General features: G+C 65.0%; 19 protein-coding genes. 12 read left to right on the forward strand and 7 right to left on the reverse strand.

What is annotated here, in order from left to right; all coding sequences use genetic code 11:
- Nucleotides 1-7: 7 nt before the first annotated feature.
- The 5 genes from HUV48_RS10425 (at nucleotide 8) to HUV48_RS10445 (ending at nucleotide 6,156) form a co-directional block, all read left to right on the forward strand.
- Nucleotides 8-1,414 (forward strand): glycosyl transferase family protein, encoded by a 1,407-nt coding sequence (locus HUV48_RS10425; RefSeq protein WP_176267854.1) that lies wholly within the window; start codon nucleotides 8-10, stop codon nucleotides 1,412-1,414.
- The gene (locus tag HUV48_RS10430; protein ID WP_176267698.1) at nucleotides 1,411-2,526 is read left to right on the forward strand and encodes a hypothetical protein; all 1,116 of its coding nucleotides are present in this window, start codon (nucleotides 1,411-1,413) and stop codon (nucleotides 2,524-2,526) included. Before HUV48_RS10425 ends, HUV48_RS10430 begins: the two co-directional genes overlap by 4 nt.
- 68 nt (nucleotides 2,527-2,594) lie before the next feature.
- Nucleotides 2,595-3,506, forward strand: a complete 912-nt coding sequence (locus HUV48_RS10435; RefSeq protein ID WP_176267699.1) for a sulfite exporter TauE/SafE family protein — start codon at nucleotides 2,595-2,597, stop codon at nucleotides 3,504-3,506.
- A 29-nt stretch (nucleotides 3,507-3,535) separates the two neighbouring features.
- Entirely contained in the window at nucleotides 3,536-4,255 is a 720-nt protein-coding gene (locus HUV48_RS10440; RefSeq protein WP_176267855.1) for a TIGR02186 family protein, read from the forward strand.
- Nucleotides 4,256-4,353: 98 nt separating this feature from the next.
- Entirely contained in the window at nucleotides 4,354-6,156 is a 1,803-nt protein-coding gene (locus HUV48_RS10445; protein WP_225871635.1) for an ATP-binding protein, read from the forward strand.
- Between the two features lie 4 nt (nucleotides 6,157-6,160).
- Here the strand turns inward: HUV48_RS10445 and HUV48_RS10450 are convergent, their stop codons facing one another.
- Nucleotides 6,161-6,898: a 7-carboxy-7-deazaguanine synthase QueE gene (locus HUV48_RS10450; protein WP_176267700.1), complete on the reverse strand. Its 738-nt coding sequence runs from the start codon at nucleotides 6,896-6,898 to the stop codon at nucleotides 6,161-6,163.
- Between the two features lies 1 nt (nucleotide 6,899).
- The gene (locus HUV48_RS10455; protein WP_176267701.1) at nucleotides 6,900-9,656 is read right to left on the reverse strand and encodes a valine--tRNA ligase; all 2,757 of its coding nucleotides are present in this window, start codon (nucleotides 9,654-9,656) and stop codon (nucleotides 6,900-6,902) included.
- Between the two features lie 96 nt (nucleotides 9,657-9,752).
- Between HUV48_RS10455 and HUV48_RS10460 the strand changes: the two genes are divergently transcribed.
- The 4 genes from HUV48_RS10460 to HUV48_RS10475 are packed head-to-tail and all read left to right on the forward strand — an operon-like array spanning nucleotide 9,753 to nucleotide 13,353.
- The gene (locus HUV48_RS10460; protein WP_176267702.1) at nucleotides 9,753-10,865 is read left to right on the forward strand and encodes an ABC transporter permease; all 1,113 of its coding nucleotides are present in this window, start codon (nucleotides 9,753-9,755) and stop codon (nucleotides 10,863-10,865) included.
- A gap of 4 nt (nucleotides 10,866-10,869) precedes the next feature.
- Complete coding sequence (locus HUV48_RS10465) at nucleotides 10,870-11,754, forward strand: ABC transporter ATP-binding protein (protein ID WP_176267703.1); 885 nt, start codon at nucleotides 10,870-10,872, stop codon at nucleotides 11,752-11,754.
- 16 nt (nucleotides 11,755-11,770) lie between these two features.
- Nucleotides 11,771-12,730, forward strand: coding sequence for an MlaD family protein (locus HUV48_RS10470; RefSeq protein ID WP_176267704.1), 960 nt, complete (start codon nucleotides 11,771-11,773; stop codon nucleotides 12,728-12,730).
- Between the two features lie 35 nt (nucleotides 12,731-12,765).
- A complete protein-coding gene (locus HUV48_RS10475) occupies nucleotides 12,766-13,353 on the forward strand; it encodes an ABC-type transport auxiliary lipoprotein family protein (RefSeq protein WP_176267705.1) in 588 nt (195 codons plus the stop codon).
- 1 nt (nucleotide 13,354) lies between these two features.
- Here HUV48_RS10475 and HUV48_RS10480 read toward each other — a convergent pair whose 3' ends face one another.
- From HUV48_RS10480 to crcB, 5 genes are read right to left on the reverse strand one after another with little or no spacing between them, the layout of a single operon-like run.
- Complete coding sequence (locus HUV48_RS10480) at nucleotides 13,355-14,053, reverse strand: ATP12 family protein (RefSeq protein ID WP_176267706.1); 699 nt, start codon at nucleotides 14,051-14,053, stop codon at nucleotides 13,355-13,357.
- On the reverse strand, nucleotides 14,050-14,283 hold the full coding sequence (locus HUV48_RS10485) for a TRADD-N-associated membrane domain-containing protein (protein WP_176267707.1): 234 nt from the start codon (nucleotides 14,281-14,283) through the stop codon (nucleotides 14,050-14,052). The genes HUV48_RS10480 and HUV48_RS10485 overlap by 4 nt, the downstream gene beginning before the upstream one ends.
- Complete coding sequence (locus HUV48_RS10490) at nucleotides 14,276-14,932, reverse strand: HAD-IA family hydrolase (RefSeq protein ID WP_176267708.1); 657 nt, start codon at nucleotides 14,930-14,932, stop codon at nucleotides 14,276-14,278. Before HUV48_RS10490 ends, HUV48_RS10485 begins: the two co-directional genes overlap by 8 nt.
- A complete protein-coding gene (locus HUV48_RS10495; RefSeq protein ID WP_176267709.1) occupies nucleotides 14,929-16,074 on the reverse strand; it encodes an RluA family pseudouridine synthase in 1,146 nt (381 codons plus the stop codon). The genes HUV48_RS10490 and HUV48_RS10495 overlap by 4 nt, the downstream gene beginning before the upstream one ends.
- Nucleotides 16,071-16,481, reverse strand: coding sequence for a fluoride efflux transporter CrcB (crcB, locus tag HUV48_RS10500; protein WP_176267710.1), 411 nt, complete (start codon nucleotides 16,479-16,481; stop codon nucleotides 16,071-16,073). Before crcB ends, HUV48_RS10495 begins: the two co-directional genes overlap by 4 nt.
- A 238-nt stretch (nucleotides 16,482-16,719) precedes the next feature.
- Between crcB and rpsU the strand changes: the two genes are divergently transcribed.
- The 3 genes from rpsU to HUV48_RS10515 all read left to right on the forward strand — a co-directional run bounded on the left by rpsU (nucleotide 16,720) and on the right by HUV48_RS10515 (nucleotide 19,439).
- Complete coding sequence (gene rpsU, locus HUV48_RS10505) at nucleotides 16,720-16,923, forward strand: 30S ribosomal protein S21 (RefSeq protein ID WP_176267857.1); 204 nt, start codon at nucleotides 16,720-16,722, stop codon at nucleotides 16,921-16,923.
- A 118-nt stretch (nucleotides 16,924-17,041) separates the two neighbouring features.
- Nucleotides 17,042-17,653, forward strand: a complete 612-nt coding sequence (locus HUV48_RS10510) for an FKBP-type peptidyl-prolyl cis-trans isomerase (RefSeq protein ID WP_176267711.1) — start codon at nucleotides 17,042-17,044, stop codon at nucleotides 17,651-17,653.
- Between the two features lie 40 nt (nucleotides 17,654-17,693).
- Nucleotides 17,694-19,439 (forward strand): DUF4153 domain-containing protein, encoded by a 1,746-nt coding sequence (locus HUV48_RS10515; RefSeq protein WP_176267712.1) that lies wholly within the window; start codon nucleotides 17,694-17,696, stop codon nucleotides 19,437-19,439.
- Nucleotides 19,440-19,442 lie beyond the last annotated feature (3 nt).

Raw genomic sequence — 19,442 nt, forward strand, 5'->3', positions numbered from 1 at the left:
CGCACGCGTGCCGGGGGTCGAAACGCAATTCGCAGACTGGGCCGCGCTCGCGCAGCACGAATTGCTGTTGTTTGCGGCGGTCTTCTTTCTTGTCGGCGCGCTGGACGAGTTGGCGATCGACCTATGCTATCTCTTCGGCAGGCTGACGGGCGCCATCCGCACGCCGCGCTTTGAATTGGCGGATGCCGGCGCGCTCGCTAGCAGAACGGCGATCTTCATTCCGGCCTGGCAGGAAGCCGAAGTCATCGGGCACACCATTATGCACGCGGCGCGGGCTTGGCCGCAGAAGGAGGTCGCGTTCTTCGTCGGCTGCTACCCGAACGATCCCGATACCGCTGCGGTCGTAAGCCGGCTTGCGAAACGCGACAAACGCATACGTCTGGTCCTACACGACCGGGCGGGTCCGACGTGCAAGGCCGATTGCCTGAACGCGATTTACCGCGCGATGGCGAAGGACGAGATAGAGCGCGGCGGGGACTACACCATGGTCGTACTGCACGATGCGGAAGACATGGTCGATCCGGCAGCGCTCAACCTGATGGAAAGCGAGATGCACGGCGCCGAGTTCGTGCAGATCCCGGTGCTCGCCATGCCGCTGCCTGCGTCGCCTTACATTTCGGGTCATTACTCCGACGAGTTCGCCGAGGCCCACGGAAAGGCGATGCCGGTACGCGGCGCCCTGGGTGCGAGCTTGCCGGGGGCGGGCGTCGGCTGCGCGATCGACCGGCAGATGCTGGCCGAGCTTGCGGCGCAGCAGGAAACGGACGAGCCGTTCGCGCGGACTTCCCTGACGGAAGATTATGAGCTCGGAATGCGGATTGCCGCGCTCGGCGGACGCACGCGGTTCGCGCGCTTTCGCGATGCGGCTGACGGGCGGCTGATCGCGACGCGAGCCTATTTTCCAGCCGATCTCGACCAGGCGGTGCGGCAGAAGACGCGATGGACACACGGCATTGCGCTGCAAAGCTGGGACCGGCTCGGCTGGCAGGGCGGCCTCGTCAATCTCTGGATGCAACTGCGCGACCGGCGCGGACCGCTTGCGGCGCTGTTGCTGGCGCTCGGCTATCTGCTCGTCGCCGCAACGACGTTCGGTTGGGGCCTGTACCTCGCCGGGTGGCAGGAGCCGGTGCGGCTCGATCCGGTGCTGTCGTCGCTGCTGCTCATCAATTTCGGCTTCTTCGTCTGGCGGGTGATCGTCCGCGCCATCTTCACGGCACGTGAGTTCGGTTGGCGCGAAGCCTTACGCGCAGTGCTGCGCATGCCGGTGTCGAACATCATCACGATCATGGCGGGTTACCGCGCAGTCGCGGCGTATCTGAAGGGTTTGCCGGGCGGAGCGCCGCCGCGGTGGGACAAGACCGCGCATTTCCACCATCCTGCCGATGTGCTTGGCGCGAAGTCGCCCGAGATATGAGCGGTTTGTCGAGAACCGATCGCCGCGCTTTCAAAGCGCGCCGCCGCGGCGAGCCCATCGCGGCGTTCGCGGCGCTCATCCTGATGTGGATCGGGGTTCGGATGTGGATGCTCGCCGGGTCGGTCGTCGCGCCCGCAGAGGGGCTGCTGGTTGCGGCAGAAGTGCAAGCCGAAGTGGCGTCTTTGGTAATGCCGGACCAAAACGTCCACAACGATGCCGAGAGCACCCTCAACCGCACCAAGCGGGTAATAGAGCGCCCGAACGAGCCCTTCGCGCGTGTCATCGCGCCAGTTCCGCAGATGACCGAGGTCGCACCGAAAACTTCACCGAAATTTGCGGTGCCGATCCTGTCGTCCTTAGCTCTGCAAACCGCTAGTCCGACCCCAGTCCCACGCCTCGATGCGGCTCCGCTCCCGGTCATGCCCGCCCGCCAAGATCGGCCTCGAACGAAGCGCTGGTCGGCGGACGGTTGGATACTTATGCGCGAGGGCCCAGCGACAACCGATGGCGGTATCGCGCCCGCTACGCTCGGCGGGAGCCAGGTGGGCGCGGTTTTGCGCTACCATCCCGGCATCGGACGGGCGAACCGCAGCGCCATCTACGCCCGCGCCAGTTCGTCGCTCGGCGACGATACCGCGCAGGAAGCGGCGCTCGGGATCAGCATCCGGCCGATCCGCACCATTCCGATCCAAGCGCATGTCGAGGCGCGCATCCTCGAATCCGGCGGCGACGCCGAAGTCCGTCCGGCTGCCTTCCTCGCTGGCGGTTTCGACCGGGCGCCGCTGCCGCTCGGCCTCGAAGCGCGGGGTTACGGGCAGGCTGGCTATGTCGGCGGCGATTACGAGACCGCCTTCGCCGACGGGCAAATCGTGGCCGACCGCGAAGTGGTTTCCGTCGATGCCGGAGGTTCCGCAGTTGCGCTACGCATAGGCGCGGGCGCATGGGGCGGGGCGCAGGAAGGCGCGAGCCGGGCCGACATCGGGCCGTCCGCCAGCGTCACCGTTTCGCGCGGGCAGCTTTCGGCGCGCCTTTCTGCGGAGTACCGCTTCAAGGTAGCGGGCGATGCCGAGCCTTCGAGCGGCCCGGCGCTCACAATCACGGCAGGGTTCTGAGAGAAAAGCTCGCGGGGGTCCCGCAACGCGGCTTCCAAGGCGCACGGCGCTGGGTTAGGGCGAAGGCAATGGACGTCTACCTGCCCATCGCCAATCTGGCCGTCAACGGTCTGCTGATCGTCGCGCTGGGCGGGCTGACGGGCATCCTGTCCGGCCTGTTCGGGGTCGGCGGCGGCTTCCTGACGACGCCTCTGCTGATCTTTTACGGCGTGCCCCCGACCGTCGCCGCGGCGAGCGCATCGACGCAGGTGACCGGCGCGAGCGTTTCGGGGGTCATCGCGCAAAGCTCGCGCGGCGGGGTCGATTACCAGATGGGCGGTGTGCTGATCGTGGGCGGCATGATCGGCGCAGTGCTCGGCGCGCTTCTTTTCCGGTTTTTCCAGTCGATCGGACAGATCGACGTGGTCATCAATATCCTCTACGTCCTGATGCTCGGGACGATCGGCGCGATGATGGCGCGCGAAGCGCTGCAGACCCTGCTCAGGAAGCAGGGCGACAAGCCCGAAGTGCGCCGCAGGCGGCATCATCCGATGGTCAGCGCCTTGCCGCTGCGCTGGCGTTTCTACCGCTCGGGCCTTTATATCTCGCCGCTCGCTCCGCTGATCCTAGGCGTCGGCGTCGGCATCCTGACCATGCTGATGGGGGTCGGCGGAGGGTTCATCCTCGTGCCCGCGATGCTTTATATCCTGGGCATGAGCGCGAACGTCGTCGTCGGCACCTCGCTGTTCAACATCCTGTTCGTCACCATCGTCACCACCATCACCCATTCGCTTACGACCAAGGCGGTGGACATGGTTCTGGTCGCACTGCTGCTCATCGGATCGGTCACCGGCGCGCAGCTCGGCACGAAGATCGCGTTCCAGTTCAAACCGGAGCTTCTACGCCTCGCGCTTGCCGCCATCGTGCTCGTCATCGCATTCATCATGCTGTTCCGCCTCGGCGTGCGTCCGGACGAGGTCTATTCGGTGCAATTGCTGTGAAGTGGCTGTTCCTCCTCGTCGCGGCGCTGATGCTGAGCGGGCAGCGCGACCCGATGCTGGTCCCGGAGATTTCGCAGCACGAGGTCCGCGTGCGGCAAGGCTTCACCGGGACCGAACTGTTGCTGTTCGGCGCGGTGTTCGATCCCTCGGGCCGGGGCGGAGCAACCGACTACGATATCGTCGTGGTGCTGAAGGGCCCCTCCGAGCCCATTCGCCTGCGCGAAAAGGACCGCGTCGGCGGGATCTGGATGAACACTGCCAGCGAGGATTTCCGCTCCGCCCCGGTGTTCTTCGCCGTCGCCTCTTCGCGTCCGGTAGGCGAGATCGTCGACGAAAAGACCGCCGCGATCTACGAATTCGGGACCGATTTCATCCAGCTCAGTCCGAGCGGAGTGATCGATCCGGAAGAGCAGCTTCGCTTTACCGAGGGGCTGGTCGACCTGCGCCGCCGGCAGGGGCTGTACAAGCAGGATCTGAACGGCGTCACGATCAGCGAGAAGGTGCTGTACCAGGCGCGCATCGCGCTGCCTTCGAACGTGGTGACCGGCATCTATACCGCCGAAACCTTCGCGGTGTTCGACGGGCGCGTCGTTGCCTCCGCCGTCTCCGAAGTCGCCGTGCGCAAGGTCGGCTTCGAGCGGTTCATCGAGCAATCCGCGCAGAACAACGGCCTGATCTACGGTCTCGTCGCAGTGTTCCTGTCGATCACGACCGGATGGCTTGCGGGCCGCCTGTTCGCCATGATGTGAGGCCGCCCGCTGCGCCATCTGTCCGCTTTCGTTGACCCGATCTTAACCGTGACTGCCCTAAGCCCGGCCCTCAAACTGGGCCAAGGAACGATCGGGCAATGGATAATTACGCGAATGGCGGCGGACGCGATACCTTCCGCACTTTCAATCCGGCGGAAGAAGAAGGCGCGGTTGGTCCGGCGCGCACGCATTTGCAGGCGTCTGCGCCCGGCGATCCGGTAAATGGCAAAGCGGCCGCAGAGCAGGGCTCGCGCGGCCTGAATGCAGGCAATGCTGCCGACGAAGCCGATATCAGCACCAACGCCAACGATCCTATCGGCATCATCCTCGAAGTGTCGGGGGCGGGTTCGCAGATTGCGGTCGATCTTCAGCGCCTGAACGAGTGCATGCAGGACAGCGACCCGTCGGTCGCGCAGGCCGGGCAGGTCGGCAGCCAGATCAAGATCAAGGTCGGCAGCAACTGGCTGCTCGCCAACGTGCGCAATCAGAAACAGGATCGCCGCAATGCCGGCACGATCATCGCCGACATCGACTTCCTCGGCGAAGGCCAGGAAGAAAAGCTGACGGGCCGCGTCTACGGCTTCCGGCGCGGGGTGACGCATTACCCGGTGCCGGGCGCGATGATCTATCCCTGCACCACCGCCGACCTCAAGCAGATCTACGCGAGCGACGGGCGGCCCAATATCCAGATCGGCCGGGTCTACCCGACGAAGGACATTCGCGCCGGCCTCTATATCGACGCGATGCTCGGCAAGCATTTTGCGCTTTTGGGCTCGACCGGGACGGGTAAGTCGACCAGCGCCGCGCTGATCCTGCACAAGATCTGCGAAGCAGCGCCCGACGGGCATATCGTCATGATCGACCCGCACGGCGAATATTCTGCCGCGTTCCGGCAGAACGGCCTGATCCTCGACGCCTCGAACCTACAGATGCCCTACTGGCTGATGAATTTCGAAGAGCATTGCGAAATTCTGCTTACCTCGAACGGGAACGAGCGGCAGACCGATGCCGACATTCTCGCTCGCTGCCTGCTGGCCGCGCGCAGCAAGAGCCGGCTCGCCGCGAGCCTAGGCAAGATCACGGTCGATTCGCCCATTCCCTATCTGCTTTCCGACCTGTCGAACGAGATTCAGACCCAGATGGGCAAGCTCGACAAGGCAACTTCCAGCGCGCCCTTCATGCGGATCAAGACCAAGCTCGAGGAACTGAAGGCCGATCCGCGCTACCAGTTCATGTTCTCCGGGATGCTGGTCAGCGACACGATGGCGGACTTCATCGCCAAGGTGTTCCGCATGCCGAGCGACGGAAAGCCGATCTCGATCATCGACGTGTCGGGCGTGCCGTCCGACATCACCGCGACTGTGGTGGCGGTCCTCAGCCGTCTCGTCTTCGACTTCGCCATCTGGGGCCGCGAGGAAAAACCGCGCCCGATCCTGCTCGTATGCGAGGAGGCGCACCGCTACGTGCCGAGCGAGGCCAAGGCCGACGGGTCCGCAGTCGGCACGATCCTTTCGCGTATCGCCAAGGAAGGCCGTAAATACGGCATCAGCCTCGGCCTCATTACGCAGCGCCCGTCCGACCTTGCCGAAGGCGTGCTGTCGCAGTGCGGCACGATCATTTCGATGCGCCTCAACAACGACCGCGACCAGGCGTTCGTGAAAGCGGCCATGCCCGAAGGCGCACGCGGTTTCCTCGATTCAATCCCGGCTTTGCGCAACCGCGAATGCATAATCTGCGGCGAGGGCGTGGCGATTCCGATCCGCGTGAGCTTCGACAACCTCGACGAGGCGAAGCGCCCGGCGTCCGAAGATCCGAGCTTCGTGGACCTGTGGAACGCAAGCGGCGGCGAGGAAGAAGCGGTTCACCGCACAGTGCAGCGCTGGCGCGCGCAGGCGGGCTAAACGCTCATGTTCCGCGCGTATCGCCGAACAGGTGGATGTGGAGCCGGTCGCTGAGCCGGAAGCCGTGCTTCAGGCATAGCGGCACAAGCCATTCCTCGCGGGCGCGCAGCGTTTCGCTGTCGGTGCCTTCGGGCATCAGGAAGACGCGATTCCGCGGAATGCGGTAGGTGTCGCGCAGGCGCGCTGCCTCCTCCACGTCTTCGGGCGATGCGACCACGAATTTGAAGAATGCGCGCGGCTCGGCGGCGTAGGCATCGAGCCGTTCGGGTATGAGCGCGAGCTCCGGCACGTTGCCGCTATGCGCGAGCTTGGGCGATACGTTGAACTGGTCAATGCGGATATCGAGCCGGGGCGGGGCGGTGGTCGTGCCGTTCGTCTCGATCTCGACGCTCATGTCGGGCAGCAGGTCGAGCAGGTCCGCAAGCGCATTCGCTTGCAAGAGCGGTTCGCCGCCCGTGATGACCAGGCGCTTCTGACCGAGCGCACCAATCAGCTGCACCGCTTCTTCCGCCTCCAGCTTCACCTGATTGGCTTTGCGCGGGAAGGTCTCGCCGCTGCGGTGCGAACGCTCGTCGCCTTCGAAGTGCCAGGTATAGGCCGTGTCGCACCACACGCAGGCGAGGTTGCAGCGCGACAGGCGCATGAAGGCGACCGGCATTCCGGTGCTCGGCCCTTCGCCCTGAACCGAGGCGAAGATTTCCGGCACGCCGCTGTCGTTGGTGGCAAGAACGAGCTGGGTCACATCAGCCGAGCCGCGCGAGTGCCGCCTTCAGCCGCTCCGCTTCGGCGGCGTGATGCGCGTGGTCGGCGCGGGCCTTCTCGACCGCTTCGGGCTTGGCGCGCTCCACGAAATTCGCATTGCCGAGCCTGCCTTCGAGCGACTTCGCTTCCTTCTCGGCCGCGCCGAGCGCCTTTTCGAGCCGCGCCTTCTCCACCGCGATGTCGATGACGCCTTCCAGCGGAACGACGACCACGTCCTCGCCCGCGGTGATCTGCATCGCCGCGCCCTGGGGCGCTTCGCCGACGGTCATCGGAGTAAGGCGCGCAAGCCGCTCGATGGCAGCACTGCTGCGCTCCAGCACCTTGGCCGCCACCGGGGAGGGATCGGCGATGTAGGCGGCGAGCTTCAGGCCCGGCGCGATGCCGAGCTCGTTGCGTGCCGCGCGGGTCGCGGTGGTTAGCGCGATGGCCCAGTCGATTGCCGCGACGGCTTCCTCGCTCACGTCGGCTTGCGGCTCCGGCCATTTCGCGGTGATGAGCGGGTAGTCCGCGCGGTCGCCCTGTTTGGACCACAGTTCTTCGGTGATGAAGGGCATGAAGGGATGCAGCATGACGAGGATCTGGTCGAGTGCCCATCCTGCGACGGCGCGCGTTTCCTCAGCCGCCGCTTCGCTCGCGCCGTCCGCGAACACCGGCTTGATGAGTTCGAGATACCAGTCGCAGAAACGGTCCCACACGAAGTGATAGATCGCATTCGCTGCCGCATCGAAGCGCAGGTCTGCAAGTGCGGCATCGAGCGCTTTCACCGTCTTCGCCACTTCGCCGACGATCCACTGGTTCGCGGCGAGGCGCGCGGTCGGGGCGGCAATCGAGGTGCTCGCACCGATGCCGTTCGACTGGCAGAAGCGCGTGGCGTTCCACAGCTTGGTTGCGAAGTTGCGGTACCCCTCGACCCGCGCATCGTCCATCTTGATGTCGCGGCCCTGGCTTTCCATCGCCGCCATGAAGAAGCGCAGCGCGTCCGCGCCGTATTTGTCGATCAGGCCGAGCGGATCGACCACATTGCCCTTCGACTTCGACATCTTCGCTCCGTCCGCCGCGCGCACGAGGCCGTGGAGGTAAAGGCGCGGCCACGGGTTCTCGCCGGTCAGATGGCGGCCCATCATCATCATCCGCGCATCCCAGAAGAACAGGATGTCGAAGCCGGAAATGAGCAGATCGTTGGGGTAGTGCTTCGTGACTAGGTCGGTCTGCTCCGGCCAGCCGAGCGTCGCAAAAGGCCAGAGTGCGGAAGAGAACCAAGTGTCGAGGACGTCGTCGTCGCGGGTGAGGCTTACGCCGCTTCCGGCAAGGCCTTGTGCCTCTTCCTCCGTCTCCGCCACGAAGACCTCGCCGTCCGGTGCATACCAGGCCGGGATCCGGTGGCCCCACCATAGCTGGCGGCTGACGCACCACGGCTGGATGTTCTCCATCCAGTTGAAGAAGGTCTTCTCCCAACTTTTCGGGACGATCTCGACCTCGCCCGACGTCACCGCTTCGATCGGCTTCTTCGCCAGTTCCTCGGCGTTCACGTACCACTGGTCGGTCAGCCACGGTTCGATGACCACGCCCCCGCGGTCCCCGAAGGGCGTCGCGATCTGCCGCGGTTCGGCGTCGTGTTCGACGTCCTCGCCCTGCTTGTTCTTGGCGATATGCGGGATGAGATGCCCGCTTTCCTTCAGCCGCTGGACGACCAGTTCGCGCGCGCCGTCGGTCCCGTCCTTTTTGAAGCGGTGCAGGCCGATGAACTCGTCGGGCACGAGACCGTCTGCCGTTTGGCAAACATTCGCATCGGCATCGAGCATGTTGAGCATGTCGCCCGCTGCGATCCCCGCGCGCTTGCCCACCTCGAAATCGTTGAAGTCGTGGCCCGGCGTAATCTTCACCGCGCCCGATCCCAGTTCCGGATCGGCGTGCTCGTCCGCGACGATCGGCACGCGCCGCCCGGTGATCGGCAGGACAACGTGCTTGCCCACGACGCTGCTGTAACGCTCGTCCGAAGGATGGACCGCCACCGCCATGTCGGCGAGCATCGTTTCGGGGCGCGTGGTGGCCACCTCGATATAGTCCTGACCGCTATCGAGCGTGACCCCGTCCGCCAGCGGATATTTGAAATGCCAGAACTGGCCCGCAATCGTCTGCTGCTCGACCTCGAGGTCGGAGATCGCGGTCTTCAGTTTCGGATCCCAGTTCACCAGCCGCTTGTCGCGGTAGATGAGCCCGTCATTGTAAAGCTGGACGAAGGTCTTGAGGACGGCGCGGCTGAAATGCTCGTCCATCGTGAACTGCTCACGTGACCAGTCCATCGAGCAGCCGAGGCGGCGCAGCTGGCGCGTGATCGTGCCGCCGCTTTCCTCTTTCCACTGCCACACCTTCTCCACGAACTCGTCGCGGCTGTAGTCGGTGCGCTTCTCGCCCTTCGCTTCCATCTGGCGCTCGACCACCATCTGCGTCGCAATGCCCGCATGATCGACGCCGACGACCCACAGCGCGTCCTTGCCTTTGAGCCGCTCGTAGCGGACCATGATGTCCTGCAGCGTGTTGTCGAGCGCGTGGCCGATGTGAAGCGATCCCGTCACGTTCGGCGGCGGATTGACGATGGTGAACGCTTCCGCGTCCGGGCGCTCGGGCCGGAACAGACCATTCTCTTCCCAGTGGGCGTACCACTTCGCCTCGATCGCGGCGGGGTCGAAGGTTTTGGGTAGCGCGCCGGTTTCGGCGCCGTTCTCGTCTCTCGTCATAGCGCCTGCGCCAATGCCAGCGCCGCGCGCGGCATGCAACGCGCTTCGCCATCGAGCGCTTGTTAAATCAAAAGAATGAACGCATAGCGCCAGAATATGAGCGCTGAGGCTGGGTATAGCGTCGATGAGACGGGCGGGGGCGGACGCAGGCTCGCGCTGGAAGGGGCGTATCTCGTCTCGACCGTCGGCCGGATCGACCAGGACCTCTACAGGCTCGAGGGCCCGATCGACGAAATCGACCTCTCCGGTATCGAACAGTTCGACACCGTCGGCGCGTGGATAACCTGCAAGCTCGCGCGCGAACACGAAGCGACCATTACCGGACATAGCGACCGGACGAAGCGGTTGCTCGAAGCGATCAAGGCGACCGACAGCGACGAGGGCGTCCGCCCGCCGCGCCCGGCCGTGTGGGAACGCGTTCCCGAGCGGATGGGCGAACTCGTCTATGATTTCGGCCACGGTTTCAAAGGCATTATCGGCTTTCTCGGCCAGATCCTCATCGCTTGCGGCGTGCTTATCCGCCATCCGCGCCGCTTTCGCGGCAAGGCGCTGGTGCGCCAGATCGAGCTTGTCGGGGTAAGCGCGCTGCCGATCGTGGGGCTAATGAGTTTCCTCATCGGTATCGTCATCGCGCAGCAGGGCGCAGTGCAGCTTCAGCAGTTCGGTGCCGAAACGCTGACGGTGAACCTCGTCGGGCGCATCACGCTGCGCGAACTCGGCGTACTCATGACCGCGATCATGGTAGCGGGCCGTTCGGGCAGCGCCTTCGCCGCGCAGATCGGCACGATGAAGCTGACCGAGGAAGTGGACGCAATGCGGACCATCGGCATCTCGCCGGTCGAAGCGCTGGTCATTCCGCGCATCCTCGCGTCGGTACTAATGATGCCGCTGCTGGGCTTCTACGCCGCCGTGTGCGCCATCATCGGCGGCGCTGTGATCGCCGAATTCGCGCTCGGCATACCGTTCCTCAACTTCCTCCAGCGGATCAAGGACGTGGTTCCGACTTACGACCTGTGGGTCGGCATGATCAAGGCGCCGGTTTTCGGCCTGATCGTCGGGCTCGCCGGATGCTATCAGGGCATGCAGGTAGAGGACAATTCGGAACAGGTCGGCCTCAGGACGACGACCGCAGTGGTGTCCGCAATCTTCATGGTGATCGTCATCGACGCGTTCTTCGCCGTGTTCTTTTCCAACATCGGGTGGGGCTGAGGCCATGACAGACGAAGACGCCGATAACCGGCCGCCCCCGCACGAGCGCGAGCAACCCGATCATCCGATCGTGGTGCGCGGCCTCGTCAACCGTTTCGGCGAGCAGACGGTGCATGACGGACTGGACCTGCAAGTGAAGCGCGGCGAGATCATCGGCGTGGTCGGCGGTTCGGGCACAGGCAAATCGGTGCTGATGCGCTCGATCATCGGACTGCAAACGCCAACCGCAGGCGACATCGAGGTGTTCGGGCGCTCGATCACCGATGCCGAGCCGGACGAGAATATCGGCGTGCGCGACCGCTGGGGCGTGCTGTTCCAGGGCGGAGCGCTGTTCTCTACCCTGACCGTGGGCGAGAACGTGCAGGTGCCGCTCAAGCAGTTCTACCCCGACATCGAGCCCGAGTTGATGGAAGACATCGCGCGTTACAAGGTCGTGCTGTCGGGCCTGCCGCCCGAAGCGGCGAGCAAGTATCCTAACGAACTGTCGGGTGGGATGAAGAAGCGGGCCGGGCTTGCCCGCGCGCTGGCGCTCGATCCGGACCTCCTGTTCCTCGACGAGCCGACCGCGGGCCTTGACCCCATCGGCGCGGCGCGGTTCGACCAACTGACGCGGGAACTTCAGGAGACGCTGGGGCTTACCGTATTTCTCATTACGCACGATCTCGATACGCTCTACGCCATCTGCGACCGGGTCGCGGTGCTGGCGGACAAGAAGGTTATCGCGGTCGGCACGATCCCCGAACTGCTCGAAACCGAGCACCCGTGGATCCAGGAATATTTCAACGGGCCGCGCGGACGTGCGGCCTCGGCCGCAAAGGGCGGCGATGGCCCGTCGCAGTCGCGTTCGCAGTACAAGCGAATGGACAAGCGGGTTAAACGGCGGGCATAGGGGCGCTGATAGAATTATGGAAACGCGCGCAAATCATCTGTGGGTCGGGGCGGTAACGCTGGTGCTGCTGGCCGCACTCGCCGCTTTCATCATCTGGATCGCAAGGCTGGGCGAAGGCGATCAGAACAATTACGACATCTTCTTCAAACAGTCGGTTTCGGGCCTCGCCAATGGATCGCAGGTCAGCTTTGCCGGCGTGCCGGTCGGTCAGGTCGCGCAGATCGTGCTGTGGGAAAAGGATCCGCAATTCGTGCGCGTGCGGATCAAGGTGAAGGAAAACACACCGATCCTGGTCGGGACGGCGGCGACGATCCAGGCATCCTTTACCGGCGTATCCACCATTATGCTCGACGGCGCGCGCACCGGCGCTCCGCCGATTACCTGCGATACGACCGCCTGTCCCGAGGGCGTACCGGTCATTCCGCCCAAGTCGGGCGGCTTCGGAGAGATCCTTGCCAACGCGCCGCTGCTGCTGGAGCGGCTGGCGACGCTGACCGAGCGGCTGACCATGCTGCTCTCGGACCAGAACCAGGGCGAGATCGCCGGCATTCTGGCCAATACGAACGAGATGACCGCGGCCCTCGCGGACGCCTCGCCGCAGATCGAGCGGACGCTGGCGGAACTGCAGGTGACACTGCGCGAGGCAAGCGAATCGCTTGACGCGTTCGAGGACGTGACCCGCTCGACCGACCGGCTGCTCAATCAGGAAGGCGCATCGCTGGCCGACCAGCTGCGCGTGACGCTCGGTTCCGCGAATGAGGCCGCGCAGTCCCTGTCGCAGACGCTCGAGAATACCGAGCCGGTCACTCAGCGTTTGAGCGAGCAGACGCTGCCCGCCGCCGAAGCGACGCTGCAGGACCTGCGCGCAACCAGCAGGGCGCTGCGCAACGTGACCGAGAAGATCGAGAGCGAAGGCGCGACCTCGCTGCTCGGATCGCCGCCGCTGCCAGATTACGAACCGAGCGAAGAATACTGATGTCAGCCCTGCCGCAGAACACGGGAATACCGACTATGACACGCATTTTCCGCAAGGCTTTCTGGCTGGCGCCCGCGGCACTTCTAGCGGGCTGCGTCAGCTTCGGACCCGACGTGCCCGAAAGCCTGCTGACGCTCACCAGCGAAGTCAGCGCCCCGGTCGGCAACCCAGTCGCCGCGACCGAGGCCAATTCGATTGCGGTGTACGAGCTGGCCGCTCCCGCACGGCTCGCGCAGACGCGTGTCCCGGTCCAGATCGACCCCAGCAGCATCGCTTATCTGAAGGACGCGGTATGGGTCGAGCGGCCTGCGCGCCTGTTCCGCCGCCTGCTGGGCGAAACGCTGCGTGCACGCGGCGGTCTCGTGGTGGCGGACGACGACGAGGCGGCGCTGACGGCGACGAACTCGCTCGCCGGGACGATTGTCGACTTCGGATACGATGCGCCATCGAGTTCGGTCGTCGTGCGCTTCGACGCGGTCCGGAAGCGGGAAGGCTTGCCGCCCGAGACGCGCCGGTTCGAAAGTATCGTTCCGGGGGTTCTGCCCGAAGCCAATCCGGTGGGCGTGGCGCTCAACCAGGCGGCGAACGACGTTGCCCGGCAAGTCGCCGACTGGGCGCGCTAACTTATTCTGACCTGAGCGATGCGGCGAAAGCGTGCGCAGCCATGAAGGCCTCGCGCCGCTCCGCCATGCGCCTGGCGGCTTCGGCGTCCTCGCCCCATTGCTCGATCTGCCAGCGTTCTTCGAGCTGAGCGGCATCCCAAATCGCACCTGCGTCCGCATCGTCCTGCATCGCGCCAAGGGCTGCGGTAAGCGAGGCAGCGAGCGAGGCCATCGTTTCGAGCGCGGCCAGCGTAAAGTCGTCCAAGCCCTCCACTTCTTCGCGTAGGCGGGCAAGTGCGCTTTCGCCCTGCGCCTTGTGCATCACCCCGCTGACGCGGGTCATCGTGATGCCGAGCCGGTCTTCAAGCGCGGACAGGATCGGCTCCCACTCCTCTTGCTGGCGCGCGTAGAGCGCTTCGTCGGGATCGGCGCGGTAGCACAGCGTGTCGGTCTCACCGTAGGAAAGCAGCTTGTCGATACTGCGGCGGCGGTCCTGTGCAATCATGTCAATCGCATAGTCGGCCATGTCCCGGTGGCGGAAGCTCTTGGGCTCGATCGTCTCGCCCTGGCGTTCCCATTCTGCCGCCAGCAGCTCAGCCGTCGCCGCGCTCGGCACGACCTGCGGCCTGCCGGTCTGCGTTTTCACCAGCCGTCCGTCGAGGGCAACCGCATAGCCGCCTTCGTTGGGCTGCACCGTTACCGCCTTGTAGAACCGCTTCATGCGTCCGGGCTTTTCCAGCGGCGAGCGAGGAAGCGGGGTCCGATGAAGAAAACGAATGCGCCGAGCGCCATCAGCACCGGCCCCTCGTAAGCTTCGCCGCTCGCATCGCGCGAGAGCAGGACTACGCCGAACAGGACGAGTGCAAGCCCGATCACGCGGATCAGCTGCAGCGCCCAGAACCGGCGCGCAGCCCGCGCTTCGTCGGCGCCGCGATGCGGGCCTTCATTCAACGAGCAGACCTTTCAGTTCGCCGGGCTCGCGAACGACCGTGTCCGCCCCTTCGGCCGTCAGTTCGGCGACCGAGTGATACCCCCATGCGACGCCGACGGCCCGTACGCCGGCCGCGTGCGCCATGGTGATGTCGAAGCTCGTGTCCCCGATCATCACCGCATCGCGTGGCTCGACGTCCGCTTCGGCCAGCGCGGCGACGAGCATCGCGGGATCGGGCTTAGAGGGATGGTGATCGGCTGTCTGCAGTGTCGTGAACAGATGTTCGATCCGGTGCTGCTTCAGGCAGGCCTTGAGCCCGCGGTCGCTCTTTCCCGTAGCGACGCCGAGCAGCCAGCCTTCGGCCCGCAGGTCGTGGAGCAGGTCGGCGATACCGGCGAAGAGCGGCTCGTACAGGCGCCCCTCGGTCCGGCTGGTACGATAGGCATCCTTGTACACCTCGACCGCATAAGAGCGCTGATCCGGCGTAGTGTCGGGGGCGAGGTGGAACATTGCCTGCGGCAGGCTGAGGCCGACGATGCGGCGGATTGCCTGCCTGCTCGGTACGGCGATTCCGGCAGCCCCGCACGCCGTTTCCATCGCCTCGCAGATGCCGGCCTGACCGTCGACCAACGTTCCGTCGCAATCGAATACGGCGAGGCGGCGGCTCACTTGCGCTTGCCCTTCTTGCCCGCCGGCTTGCCGCTGCGGGCCCGGCGCGGGCCGCGCTGCGCCTTGCGGTATTGCTTGGCATGGGCGCGTGCCGCCTGCTTCTTTTCGGCCTTGCTGCGTTCGGGCGGGCCTTGCTCGGGCTCTGCATCGGACAGCGCCGGATCGAAGCCGAGCTGCTCCATCGTGGCCGCGAAATGTTCGGGAAGCTCGGCCACCGCGTCGATCTTCGGTCCGTCGGGCTGGTCGATGATGAGGCGCCGTGCGTGAAGGTGCATCTTGCGGCTCACGCTGCCGGTCAGCATCGCGTCCTGCCCGCCGTATTTCCCGTCGCCGACGATCGGGTGGCCGATCGCGGCAAGGTGGACGCGAAGCTGGTGCGTGCGCCCCGTCAGCGGCTCCAGCTCGACCCACGCCGCCTTGTTCGCTGCGCGGTCGACCACCCGGTAGCGGGTCTTGGCCGGTTGCCCATTCTCTTCATCGACCCACATCTTCTCGCCGCCCGTTCCCGGCTGCTTGGCGAGCGGCGCCTCGATCATGCCCTCGTCGACTTCAGGCCGTCCGACGACCAGCGCCCAATAGACCTTGCGCGCACTGCGGCCGGAAAACCGCTTCGAGAAATAGGCCGCGCTGCCCGGCGTGCGGGCGATGAGTAGAACGCCGGAGGTATCCTTGTCGAGCCGATGGACGAGGCGGGGGCGCATCTCGTCCTCGCCCGGCGCGAAAGCATCGAGCAGACCGTCGACGTGCTTCGTCGTCTTGCTGCCGCCCTGCGTTGCGAGGCCCGGCGGCTTGTTGAGCACGATGGCGGACGGCGTTTCGGCAATCACCATGGCCCTTGCCTCAGCGATCTCGTCCTCGGTCAGTTCGCGTTTCGGCTTAGGCTTGCGCTTCGGCTCGTTGCCGCCGGGGGGAACACGCAGTTGCTGGCCCGCAGCGAGCCGGTCGTCCACGCTCGCCCGCTTGCCGTCGACGCGGATCTGACCGGTGCGTGCCCAGCGCGAAACCGTGCCGAAGCCGACCTGCGGCAGATTGCGCTTGAACCAGCGGTCGAGCCGGATGTCGTCGTCGTCGGGCGCAACGGTGAAGAGGCGCACGTTGTCGGCGGACTTGCCGCGCCGTTCTTTTTGCTCGGGCCCGCTCATGCGCTGGCTCGCATGGCGACGAGGCCGAGGTAAAGTGCGCCGAGCCCCGCCAGAAGCGAGACCGCGGCATAGCCGACTGCAAGGCCAGGCTGCCCGCGCTCGATCAGCAACATCATTTCAAGGCTGAAGCTGGAAAAGGTCGTGAAGCCGCCGAGCAGTCCGACCCCGAGCAGCAGGCGCAGCGCCTCGCTGCCGCCATCGCCGTGCCGCGCCAGCCACCCGGCCAGCACACCCATCGCGAGGCTGCCCAGAACGTTGGCCGACAGGGTGGCGTAAGGGAAAGCTGCTGCCCCGTCCGTGCCGAGGGCACGCGTCATGCCGCGGCCAAGCTGATATCGCAGCAGCGCGCCCGCGCCGCCGCCGGCTGCGACGTAGAGACTCGTCGTAAAGGGGGAGATTGCCTGCATTGCCCGCGCGCCTTATACCGAGGCGGCGGCAAGCGAAACCCCCCGTGCCCGCAGCGGGGCGGCCGAAATGCGAGAATGCCTTGTCAAAACGGGGCAGTTTGGCTATAACGCACCCAGATTCGTGCCGGAACCACGAGGGTTCGGCACAATTCCCATTGCTTTAATCGGCGCTTCGGCGCGCATCATGCGCGACCCACAGCGTTGTTTAGGTTCAATATTTTCGAGGTGTTTTCAGTTTATGCAGATCATGGTTCGCGATAACAATGTCGATCAAGCTCTCCGCGCGCTCAAGAAGAAGCTGCAGCGGGAAGGCGTCTATCGCGAAATGAAACTGCGTCGCCACTACGAAAAGCCGAGCGAAAAACGCGCTCGCGAAAAGGCTGCTGCCGTACGCCGCGCCCGCAAGCTCGAGCGCAAGCGGATGGAACGCGACGGCGCGTAGTCGCTTGCGTCCACAGCGAAGCTAAGCCATCAGGGCGCGGAAATTCAGGTTCCGCGCCCTTTTTGCTGCGCAACCTCAAATCACATATGGCTGCAAAGGCCCCAACAGGACTGTTTCCATGAGCGAAGTGACCCGCGTACCCCTGCAGCCGATTGCGAAAGGCTCGCTGACCAAATTGTGGATCGGCGTGGCCGTCGCAGTGATTCTGGCGTTGCTCGCCGCTTGGCGGCTGGCACCGGACGTATTCACCTCCGAGAGTGGAGTACGGGTCGAAACGCTCGAAGCGGGCGAGGGTGAACCCGCCGGTCCGGACGACGTCCTGTTCGTGAACTATGTCGGCACCACCGCGGAGGGCGGAGTGGAATTCGACCGCTCGCGCCCGGTCGACCTGCCGGTCGATGGGATCTTCCCCGAAGGTACGCCGCTGCCGCTGTCGCGCATGATTCCCGGCTTCGCCGAGGGCGGACAGCAGATGCGCGAGGGTGGACGTTACCGCCTCTTCATTCCCGGCGAGCAAGCCTACGGCGCGAACCCTCCAGAAGGATCGCCGATCGGCCCGAACGAGGATCTGGTGTTCGAGGTCGAGGTGAACGACATCCTGACCAACCAGGAATTCGAACAGGGTCTCGCACAGCTTCAGCAAGTCATGCAGATGATGCAGGGCGGACAGGGTATGCCTGGCGCGCCCGGCGCAATGCCGCCACAGGAAGGCGCACCGCCGCAGCCCTGAGGCGGCTTAACAGCTCGGGTCGTTTTCTGGGGAGGGAGCGATGGCGAATGAGGATACGGGCGAACCGGCCCTGACAGGCGCGGCGGAGCGTGAAGACGATTGGCTGCTGGAGCCGTGGGCTCCGCGGCCCTGGGGCTCGGCCGCACTCCTGGGTGTGGCCGGCCTCGTCGTCCATTTCCTGAGCGGCGTCCCCGACCCCACGCCCTGGCGGGCGGCGGCGACGGGCTTCGTCGCGGTCGCATCGCTCAGCCTGGCGGTTACTTTCGCGCCGGGACGCGCAAAACCCTCGCTCATCTTCTCGCTACTGGCCGGTCTCGTCGTCGCCGGATTGGCCTGGCGGGTCGAGAGCGCGGGGGACCGATACGCTGCGCCGGAATTCTGGTTTGCGGCCGGGCTTCTGGCAGTCGGCCTCGCGCTGCCGCTGTTCCAGGCGGGGTTTCACCGCCTGCGCTGGCAAACGCCGTACAAGGTGGCGCATTTCCATGTCTGGACCGATGCCATCAGCCTTGCCGGGGCGGCGGCCTTCACCGGACTTTCCTGGGCGCTCGTCTGGCTTCTCGCGGCGCTGTTCGAACTGATCCAGATCGATATCTTACGCGAACTTGTCGCAGAGGAGTGGTTCGGTCTTACCTTTGCGGGAGCCGCATTCGGCGCCGCACTCGGCACGCTCAGGAACCAGCTGCGCATTCTCGGCACGCTGCAATCGGTTGTCCTGCTGGTTTTCTCGCTGCTAGCCGTGCCGCTGGCTGCCGCGCTCGCTGTCTTTCTCGTTGCCGTCATCTTCTCCGGCCTCGATGTGCTGTGGGAAGCGACGCGCAGCGCCACGCCCGTCCTCCTCGCCATTGCAGTCGGCAGCTTCGTGCTGGTGAACGCCGTGGTGCGCGACGAGCGCGCCGACATGAGCGGTTCGCGCATCATGCGGATCGCGGCACGCATCCTCGCGCTAGGCATCCTGCCGCTTACAATCTTTGCCGCCATCTCGATGGGAATGCGCATCGCGCAGCACGGCCTCAGTCCGGAACGCATCTGGTCGCTGATCGCCATCGCGGTGGGCGTGGCCTACGGGGTCGGTTATTTCGCAGCGGTGCTGCGCGGCTGGCGCGGCGAATGGGACGAGCGGCTGCGGCGCGCCAACATGCACCTCGCAGTCGCGACCTGCGTAATCGCTTTCATACTCGCCCTGCCGATCGTGGACTTCGGAGCTGTTTCTGCCCGCAATCAGGTCGCGCGGCTGAACAGCGGCAAGGTGAGCGTAGAGGATTTCGACTATGCCGCGCTACGCTGGGACTTCGGCGATGCCGGACGGCGGGCGCTGGAGAGGCTGGCAAAGGTTGGGAACGGAAAAGTTGCCAGCTTGGCAAGTGATACCGTTGCCATGCGGAACCGTCCATACGGGACGACATCAATGAACGAGCGCCGCCAAATTTCATATAAGCCTGATCTGTCTAGGTTTGACGAACAAACTGCGGACGCCATCAGGGCACATTTGCGCGATGAGATCATATTGTGCCGGGAAGGGTGTCGAGTAATCAATTTGGGGGAAGTTCGGCAAGGGCGTTTGATTGCAGTTATGACGACCTCAGAATATGGAACCAATCCGCACCTGCTGCTGGTCAAGCCGAAAAGTGCAAAGGCTATCACACAACGCATAGTCGATGGCGCTCTCGTTCACGAGCATGAAGAACTCGGACGCGCACCAAGCGCCGATGGTGTGGTCGAACTACGACCGTTTACAGGTGTTCAAGTATTCGTGAATGGAGAACCTGCCAGTCAGCCCTTCAAATAGACT

Source organism: Qipengyuania atrilutea, from assembly GCF_013370205.1.
Lineage (GTDB): Bacteria > Pseudomonadota > Alphaproteobacteria > Sphingomonadales > Sphingomonadaceae > Actirhodobacter > Actirhodobacter atriluteus.